Annotated in this window: 6 protein-coding genes; 3 read left to right on the top strand and 3 right to left on the bottom strand. The window is 63.7% G+C overall.

What is annotated here, in order from left to right; genetic code table 11:
• The first annotated feature begins 569 nt into the window (after window positions 1–569).
• The 3 genes from dinB to ACP5MM_RS07290 all read left to right on the top strand — a co-directional run bounded on the left by dinB (window position 570) and on the right by ACP5MM_RS07290 (window position 3,283).
• Window positions 570–1,706: a DNA polymerase IV gene (dinB, locus tag ACP5MM_RS07300; protein WP_427934330.1), complete on the top strand. Its 1,137-nt coding sequence runs from the start codon at window positions 570–572 to the stop codon at window positions 1,704–1,706.
• Window positions 1,707–2,016: 310 nt separating this feature from the next.
• Window positions 2,017–2,907 (top strand): alpha/beta hydrolase, encoded by an 891-nt coding sequence (locus tag ACP5MM_RS07295; RefSeq protein ID WP_427931672.1) that lies wholly within the window; start codon window positions 2,017–2,019, stop codon window positions 2,905–2,907.
• A gap of 127 nt (window positions 2,908–3,034) precedes the next feature.
• Window positions 3,035–3,283, top strand: coding sequence for a hypothetical protein (locus tag ACP5MM_RS07290; protein ID WP_427931673.1), 249 nt, complete (start codon window positions 3,035–3,037; stop codon window positions 3,281–3,283).
• 115 nt (window positions 3,284–3,398) lie between these two features.
• Here the strand turns inward: ACP5MM_RS07290 and ACP5MM_RS07285 are convergent, their stop codons facing one another.
• The 3 genes from ACP5MM_RS07285 to panC all read right to left on the bottom strand — a co-directional run bounded on the left by ACP5MM_RS07285 (window position 3,399) and on the right by panC (window position 8,534).
• Window positions 3,399–3,785, bottom strand: a complete 387-nt coding sequence (locus ACP5MM_RS07285; protein ID WP_427931675.1) for a Smr/MutS family protein — start codon at window positions 3,783–3,785, stop codon at window positions 3,399–3,401.
• Window positions 3,786–3,861: 76 nt separating this feature from the next.
• Window positions 3,862–7,695, bottom strand: a complete 3,834-nt coding sequence (locus tag ACP5MM_RS07280; RefSeq protein WP_427934329.1) for a DUF3683 domain-containing protein — start codon at window positions 7,693–7,695, stop codon at window positions 3,862–3,864.
• Window positions 7,692–8,534, bottom strand: a complete 843-nt coding sequence (panC, locus tag ACP5MM_RS07275; protein ID WP_427931678.1) for a pantoate--beta-alanine ligase — start codon at window positions 8,532–8,534, stop codon at window positions 7,692–7,694. The genes ACP5MM_RS07280 and panC overlap by 4 nt, the downstream gene beginning before the upstream one ends.
• Window positions 8,535–8,536 lie beyond the last annotated feature (2 nt).

Genomic DNA, 8,536 nt, shown 5'->3' with positions numbered 1-8,536 from the left:
TCCCTCTCTCGAGGGCTGAATTGTGTCCATACCGAATCGACGGGCATCAGGCTTCTGGCGAGTTTGCCGACCCCCTGTGGGATCCTCCGTTTCTTGTGTGATCATTTATATAGACAATTTTGATCCATTTGTCTTATGGGTCTATACCCGTGTACGTGTAACGCATTAGATTACAAGTATGTCGAGCCAGTGGTCTGGCATGCCAATATCAGACAAAAAGGTGAGGCTACTCATCCCTGTATTTGCCTGTTGTTCCGTCTGTCGTGCCGTTGCCATGGCGATCTCTCTTGCTGGCATGCCGTGATATGGAAATCATTGTGCAATTCAGGGGGCCATGCCATTCATAACATGATCGGTTCCAGAACGCCTGGTGGACAGGCATCTCAGCAACCCAATGCTCGCTTCCAATCTGTTACCGCCCACCACTTCTTCGCAATCTACCGCCTTCCATCGCCCATCGGCAAGCACGTTCATCGCTCCTCGACCCCTTGCCCAAATACATACCCCGGGCATCGTCTCCTCCCCGGGCCGGTTCCTGATAGAATCTGAGTAGCCGAGGAGACTGTCCATTGCCGGATCCACATTCAAAACACGGTGTCGAACTCCGCAAGATCATCCATGTGGACATGGATGCCTTTTTCGCCGCCGTGGAGCAACGGGACCATCCCGAGCTGCGGGGTCAGCCCGTCATCGTCGGCGGCGATCCCGCCGGCCGGGGCGTCGTGGCGACCTGCAGCTATGAGGCCCGCCGCTTTGGTATCCATTCCGCCATGACGGCAGCCCGTGCCCGGTCGCTCTGCCCCCAGGCGGTTTTTCTCCGCCCGCGCATGGAGGCCTACCGGGAGGCCTCCCGTCAGGTCATGGGAATCCTGCGGAGCTATACCCCTCTCGTGGAACCCCTGTCGCTGGACGAGGCGTTTCTGGACGTGACCGCGTCCACCGCCGATGGGGTCCTGGCCGTCCGGATCGCCCGGGAGATCCGGGCGCGTATTGAGCGGGAAACGGGATTGACCGCTTCGGCGGGGGTGTCCTACAACAAGTTGCTGGCCAAGCTCGCCTCCGACTGGCGCAAGCCCAACGGGCTCTTTGTGGTTCCACCGGCACGCGGGTTGACCTTCCTGGCGCCTCTTCCCGCCAGCAAGCTCCACGGCGTGGGCCCGGCCACCGTGAAAAAGCTCTCCTCGATGGGGATCCATACGGTCCTGGATCTCCGGAATGCGTCACGGCAGACATTGATCGCGCAGTTCGGCAAGGCCGGCCTCTGGTTTTATGAGATCGCCAGAGGGATCGACAGGCGTCCCGTGCAACCGAGCCGCCAGCGGAAATCCGTCGGCACCGAACGCACCTTCCCGGAGAATCTGGCAGACCCGAAGGTCATGCTGGCCACCCTGCGGCAGATGGCGGGGCAGGTTGCCGCTCGTCTCCAGGCACTGGGCTTGGCGGGGCGTACCTTGAGCATCAAGGCACGCTTCCCGGATTTCGCGACGGTCACCCGGGCGCATACCGACGCGCAGGCGATCTGGCGCACGGAAGCCATCGCTGCCTGCTTGCCCGGGTTATTGGCCAAGGCCATCCCTGCCGGCTTGCCTGCGCATGCATCCGTCCGGTTGCTGGGAGTGACCGTGAGCGGCCTGGCCAATGTCGATGTTAACCCAGCGGATGCTGGCCAGATGAACCTGCTGGAGGAGGCCGTCGACCTTCGGTGAAATGACGTTTCAGGAATGGGTGGTAAGGCAGCCCAATCGGGCACACGAAGGCATCCATTGACGGGTCGATGGCCTGTGGCCTAAGCTGAAGCCCGCTCCCTACGCTGTTTTTTTCGGAAAATGCTGGAACGTGGGAGGCCGTCTGATGACTGGGCATCCCCACTCAAGGCAAGCCAGCAAGATTGGCCATGAGCGGTGGGGGTTGCTTAGCAACATGACATACCAGAACAGGAGCGCTCTGATCCCGACTCTCTAGGTCAGCGCAGCGTCGTGCTCATGAGATCGCCTTTGGGGATGTTCGGTTGCAACCATGACGACACGCATCGTTGAACTTCTCGCCGGGATCGTTGCGTTGCTGGCATCGTTCGACGCTCTCGCGCCATGGTTCCTCCGCCGCGCCTTTCGGGCGCCGCGAATGGTGGAAAAAGGCACGCCAGCCCGTTTCAATCTGCCTTACCGGGAATTATCCATTGCCACCGAAGGGGGCAAACGGCTTTTCGCCTGGTACATTCCTGCGCCACAGTTCATCTCCGCACCCCTGCCGGTCCCGGCCATCGCGGTTATCCACGGATGGGGAGGAAACGCAGAGTTGATGTTGCCTTTTGCGCCGGTTCTACATCGTGCGGGTTACTCGCTGCTGTTTTTTGACGCAAGGAATCATGGCAAGAGCGATGCGGATGGTTTCTCCTCCATGCCCAAATTCGCCGAGGATCTGGAGCATGCCATCGATTGGCTCGAAGCCAGGCCCGATGTTGCGCCGGGTCAGGTCGCTATCCTGGGTCATTCGCTGGGGGCGGCGGCGGCCTTGCTGGTGGCTTCCCGCCGCCCCGTGGCGGGGGTGGTCAGCATTGGCGCCTTTGCCCATCCTGCCGTGGTGATGCGCAGGCTCATGGCAGCTCATCATGTCCCTTACTGGCCGGTGGGGCGCTGGGTGCTCAAGACGGTAGAGAGGCAAATTGGTGTGCGTTTTGCCGATATCGCTCCAATTGCCACCATCAAGCGGATAAAGTGTCCCGTGTTGCTCGTTCATGGCGAGGATGATGCCCAGGTACCGGTGGCGGACGCCCGGGCGATTTATGCGCAGCGCAAAAACGAGCGGGTGCAGCTATGGGTTTTGCCCAAGGCGGGCCACAATTCCATTCATAAAATTGAAGAATATGGAGTGCCATTGATAGCCTTTTTGCAGGGTGTATTGGGGTGATCATGATTGCATGCCGTCCGCGCAGGATCTGGTCCAGCGCTCCCTTTAGGGCTGGTCGCTGCCCCCTGGCGTTTCAACCCGGCGGCGGTTATCGTAGCGCTCGCTTCCATGATCAGGAGACCCAGCCGTGCAGGTAGATGCCAAAAGCAAAGAGGCCATCGAAGATATCATCAACCGTCGCATGGGGATCGCTTCCCTGCAGGCGCAAATCAAGGAGGACATCCAGGCGGTGGCGGAATCCCTCGGGGTGAAGGCGGCTTACCTGAACAGGATCATCACCTTGGTAGAGAAGGAGCGAGCCAAGGGGGATATCCTCAGCGGCGAGCGGGATATCATCGAGGCCGCCGAAATCATGCTGGCGCAGGACGGTGATTAAGCAGAGCCCCCAGTCGGGGCCTGAACGATCAGGGAGTAACGCTGCCAACAAGTCCCTTGCGGGAAGGCGCTGATTCACCCGGCAGGCGGACTGGTATGTCCCGCTGACGGTCATCTTATCCTTTTTTGACGAAAATCTGCTGCAGCAGGCGGTACCAGAGGGGCGGGCGGCGGGGTGGGGCGGGCGGCGGCACCTCTGATTTGGGGGGCTTTTGGGCCGGGATTCGGCCCGGTGGATAGAGGTCTACAAGGGTGGCTCCCCAGCCGCTGCGGTCGTTGGCGAGGCGGAAGGCGGCCACGGCGGGTTCCTGGCGGAGGATGGCGTGGACGATTTCGCGCTGGACGCCCTTGCCTTTGCCGTGAATGATGCGGATTTGCGTGATCCCCTGGCGGCGGCAACTGCGCAGGTACTCGCGCACGAGGTCGGGGACTTCGCGGGGACGGAAGGCATGCAGGTCCAGTATTCCATCCAGGGGCAGCGTGCTGGGTCGTGTTTCGTTCATCCCGAGATCCGGCGATGCCCGCGGGCCCCAGGGCGGGTGCGGCGCTTTCCTGATGGCGGGTGCCACTTCGTTCGCTTCACAGCAGGACCCGCTCGATGCCCCCCTGACGCACCTGGGCGATGAAGCGTTGCTGCCAGTCGGCGCCGAGGATGTGCCGGGCCAGTTCGACCACGATGTAGTCGGTAGCGAGGCCGGTATCCTCCCGGTAGCGTTCCAGGCCTTGCTGGCAGGCGGGGCAACTGGTGAGGAGCCGGACCTCGCCGTTGTCGGCGCGCTCTCCACCGGTGAGGGCGCGGATGCCGTCGTGGAGTATTTCTTCCTTGCGGAAACGCAGTTGCGTGGCGATGTCCGGCCGGCTGCTGGCCAGGGTGCCGGCCTCGCCGCAGCAACGTCCCGAGTCCCGCACCGCCTGTCCCAGCAGTTCCTGGGTAACCTGCAAGGGTTTGTAGGTCTTCATGGGGCTGTGGCAGGGATCGTGGTAGAGGTATTGCACGCCTTCCACCCCGTCGAGCTTGACCCCTTTTTCCATGAGGTATTCATGGATGTCGAGGAGACGGCAGCCGGGGAAGATCTGCTGGAACTGGTACTGCATGAGTTGGTCCATGCAGGTGCCGCAGGACAGGATCACGGTCTTGATATCCAGGTAATTCAGGGTGTTGGCGATGCGATGGAAGAGCACTTGGTTGCGCACCGAGATTTCCTGGCCCTTGTCGTCCTGGCCGGCGGCGGTCTGGGGGTAGCCGCAGCAGAGATAGCCGGGGGGCAGGACCGTTTGCGTGCCTTGGGCGTGCAGCATGGCGAGGGTGGCGAGGCCGATCTTGCTGAAGAGGCGCTCGCTGCCGCAGCCGGGGAAGTAGAAGACGGCGTCGCTGTCCTCCGTGACCTTTTGCGGATCGCGGAGGATGGGCACCGTTTCACTGCCTTCCAGGCCGAGAAGCTGGCGCATGGTCTGGGCGCTCATGTCGGTCGGCAGGGGTTTGCGCAGGAGGTGAATGACCTCGGCGCGGAGCGTGGGCTTTTCCGTGGTGGCGGGTGGCGGGGTCTTGGGTAGCCAGGGCTTGGCGATCTCGTGGGCGAGGGCCTGGGCGCGATAGGCGGTCTGCAGCACGCCACGGCGCAGGAAGTGCACGGTGCGCGGCTCCGTGGCGTTGAGGTAGCTCATGGCCAGCCGGGTGCCGAGGTTGAAGGATTTCTCGCCTCGGGCACGCAGGATGTTGCGCATGTGGACGGAGACCTTGCCGAAATCGATGTCCACCGGACAGGGGGTTTCGCATTTGTGGCAGGTGGTGCAGTGGTCGGCCACGTCGTTCATGGCGGTGAAATGCTGGCGCGAGACGCCGCGGCGGGTCTGTTCCTCATAGAGGAAGGCCTCGATGAGGAGCCCGGTGGCGAGGATCTTGTTGCGCGGCGAATAGAGGAGGTTGGCGCGGGGGATGTGGGTCATGCACACCGGCTTACACTTGCCGCAGCGCAGGCAGTCCTTGATCTCGGCGTTGAGGGCCCCCAGTTCGCTGGCTTCCAGCAGCAGCGCCTCCTGCTCGACGAGTTGCAGGGACGGGGTATAGGCGCCGTCGAGGCCGGAGCCCGGCAGGAGTTTGCCGGGGTTGAAGAGCCCTTGGGGGTCCACCTGGGCCTTGTAGGCGGCAAATGCCTGGACCTTTTCCGGCTCCAGCCAGCGCATCTTGGTGATGCCGATGCCGTGTTCGCCGGAAATGACGCCGCCCAGGGACTGGGCCAGGGCCATGATGCGGTCGACGATGCGGTCGGCCTCCCGGAGCATGGTGTAGTCGCTGGAAAGGACGGGGATGTTGGTGTGGACGTTGCCATCGCCGGCATGCATGTGCAGGGCGACGAAGAGCCGGCTGCGACGCAACTCCTGATGGATGCGGTGCATCTCCTGGCGCACGCCGACAAAGGCCTCGCCGCCGAAGATTTCGTCCAGGGCCTTGCCCACCTCCCGGCGGTAACTGATGCGCAGACTGCGGCGCAGGAGGAGATCGATGAGGCGGTCGCCGGGGCGCAGGTTCCGGCGGGCGGCCTCATCCAACAGCTCTTCGTGCTCTGCGGCCGCGTCGTTCAGGCCGTCGGCAATGGCCTGCCAGCGTTTGGCCACCCCATCCAGGAGGGCCCCGGCCTCCTGTTGTTTGGCGGCGATGATGGCGCGGTTTTCGGCGCTGTCCTCATAGTCCTTGGCCTGGCGCATCTGCGGCAGGCCACCCTGGAGATAATCGCCCAGGGCGGCGATGATGGCGCGCTTGTTGCTCAGGGATTGCTCGATGTTGATGCGCTCGATGCTGTTGCTGTAGTCGGCAAGGCGTTCCAGGGGGATGACCACATCTTCGTTGATCTTGAAGGCGTTGGTATGGGCGGCGATGGCCGCCGTACGGGCGCGGTCGGCCCAGAAGCGGCGCCGGGATTCGGGACTGGTGGCGATGAAGCCCTCCGCCCCGCGGGCATTGGCCAGCCGCACCACGGCGGCCGCTGTGGCCCCCAGGGCCTGCTCGTCATCGCTGGCGAGATCGGCAAGCAGGATCATCTTGGGCAGACCGCGGCCGGAGGCCTTGCTGCTGTATTTCACCGCCTTGACATAGCGTTCGTCCAGGTGCTCCAGACCGCTGAGGAGGATCTGCGGCTGTTTCTCGACATAGGCCTTGATCTCGACGATGGCGGGAACGGCCTGCTGCAGGTCGTTGCCATAGAACTCCAGGCAGAGGGTGCGCTGATGGCTGGGGAAGCGGTGCAGGAGGAAGCGGCCGGAGGTGATGATGCCGTCACAGCCCTCTTTCTGGATACCGGGCAGCCCGCCGAGGAATTTGTCGGTGACATCCTTGCCCAGACCTGCCTTGCGCAGACTCCGGCCGGCCAGGGTGAGGATCTCCGGCGTGCCGATGGGGGTGTGGCCATCGGCGGCAAAACGGCTGAGACGAAAGCGTACACTTTCCTGATCATGGATCCTGCCCAGATTGTGATCGAGCCGCTCCACCTCCAGCCATTGGGCGTCGGCAGTGATCATGCGCCAGGAGAGGAGATTGTCGAGGGCCGTGCCCCAGAGGACCGCCTTTTTGCCGCCGGCATTCATGGCGATGTTGCCGCCGATGGTGGAGGCGTCCATGGAGGTGGGATCCACGGCGAAGACCAGCCCGGCGGCCTCGGCGGCCTCGGCTACGGTTTTGGTGACGACCCCGGCCCCTGCGGCGATGCTGGGAATGGCCTGATCCAGGCCGGGGGGGGTGACAAACTCGACGGGACCGAGGCTTTCCAGCTTTTCGGTGTTGATGACCGCGCAATGGGTGCTCAGCGGAATGGCGCCGCCGGTATAGCCGGTGCCGCCGCCGCGGGGGATGATCTGCAGGCCGAGTTCGCTGCAGGCCACGACCATGCGCTGCACCTCGGCCTCGTTCTCCGGATAGAGCACCACGAAGGGATACTCCACCCGCCAGTCCGAGGCATCCGTGACGTGGGCGACGCGGGCGTAGGCGCTGAAGTCGGCATTATCCTTGCGGGTGATGCGCGCAAAGCGCTTCGCCGCCCGCTGGCGCAGGGTCCGCTGGGCATCAAAGGCGGCGATGAAGCTGCCCACGGCGGCATCGGCCAGTTGCAGGAGGCGTTGTACCAGGGCATTGCCGTCGGCGCGGCTGCCGATGTCCTGCAGACGGTGCCGGATGGCCGCCCACAAGGCCTCGCGGCGCTGGCGATCGGCGGCGAGATCGTCCTGGATATAAGGGTTGCGCTGGACTACCCAGAGATCACCCAGGACCTCGAAGAGCATCCGCGCCGAGCGCCCCGTCACGCGCTGGGCGCGCAGGTCTTCGAGGATGCGCCAGGCCTCGACGCCGATGAGGCGCTGGACGATTTCGGCATCGGAAAAGGAGGTGTAGTTATAGGGGATTTCCCGCAGGCATTGGGTCATAGGTCGATGGCCAGATTGTCAATGAGGCGAGTCCGGCCCAGCCGCGCCGCCGCAAACCAGCGTGCCCCCGGGCGAGGGCGCGGGAGGGACTGCAGGCTGGTGCCGTCCCGCAGTTCCAGATATTCGACGACGAAACCGGCCAGCTCGAGGCTTTCCCGCGTTGCCTGGGCGAGGAGGGCGGGGTCGGCATCGGATTCCTTGCTGCGCCGGGCGAGTTCTTGCAGGTGTTGAAAGAGCAGCGGCGCGATGCGGCGTTCCGCGGTGCCGAGATACTGATTCCGGGAGCTGTAGGCGAGGCCGTCGGCTTCCCGCTGGGTAGGCGCGGGGAGCAATTGCACGGCGAAGTTGCAGTCCTCCAGGAGCCGTTGCACGACACGCAACTGCTGATAGTCCTTCTCGCCCAGGACCAGGACCTCGGGGGCGACCATGTGCAGGAGTTTGCTGAGTACCGTGCTGACCCCGGCGAAGTGGCCGGGCCGGGAGCGGCCGCAGAGCACGCTGCTCAGGCTGCGCGGCGGCAGGACGATGGCGAGGTCCTGACGGCCATGGGGATACATGACGTTGTCATCGGGGGCAAAGACATTCTGGCAGCCCGCCTCTCCCAGGAGTTGTAGATCGTTGCCGAGGCTGCGCGGATAGCGGTCGAAATCCTCCCCCGGGCCAAACTGCAGGGGATTGACGTAAATGCTGACGAGGACATGATCGGCGCGGGTGGCTGCCAGGCGTACCAGGGCCAGGTGCCCGGCGTGGAGATTGCCCATGGTGGGGACCAGCGCCAGGGTGCCCTTGAGGGCTTGCCGCCAGTGGCGCAAGCCGGCGATTTCCTTGAAGATGGCCATGC

The organism is Acidithiobacillus sp. (genome assembly GCF_049965315.1).
In the GTDB taxonomy this organism is placed as follows: domain Bacteria; phylum Pseudomonadota; class Gammaproteobacteria; order Acidithiobacillales; family Acidithiobacillaceae; genus Acidithiobacillus_B.
The sequence above is the reverse complement of the archived record's forward strand: the minus strand, read 5'-3'. Positions and strand labels throughout refer to the sequence as shown.

Coding starts and splice junctions, on each gene's coding strand:
- ACP5MM_RS07280 (WP_427934329.1), bottom strand. CDS start 7,695: ATGACCCAATGCCTGCGGGAAATCCCCTATAACTACACCTCCTTTTCC.
- panC (WP_427931678.1), bottom strand. CDS start 8,534: ATGGCCATCTTCAAGGAAATCGCCGGCTTGCGCCACTGGCGGCAAGCC.
- ACP5MM_RS07285 (WP_427931675.1), bottom strand. CDS start 3,785: ATGAACGAAACACGACCCAGCACGCTGCCCCTGGATGGAATACTGGAC.
- ACP5MM_RS07295 (WP_427931672.1), top strand. CDS start 2,017: ATGACGACACGCATCGTTGAACTTCTCGCCGGGATCGTTGCGTTGCTG.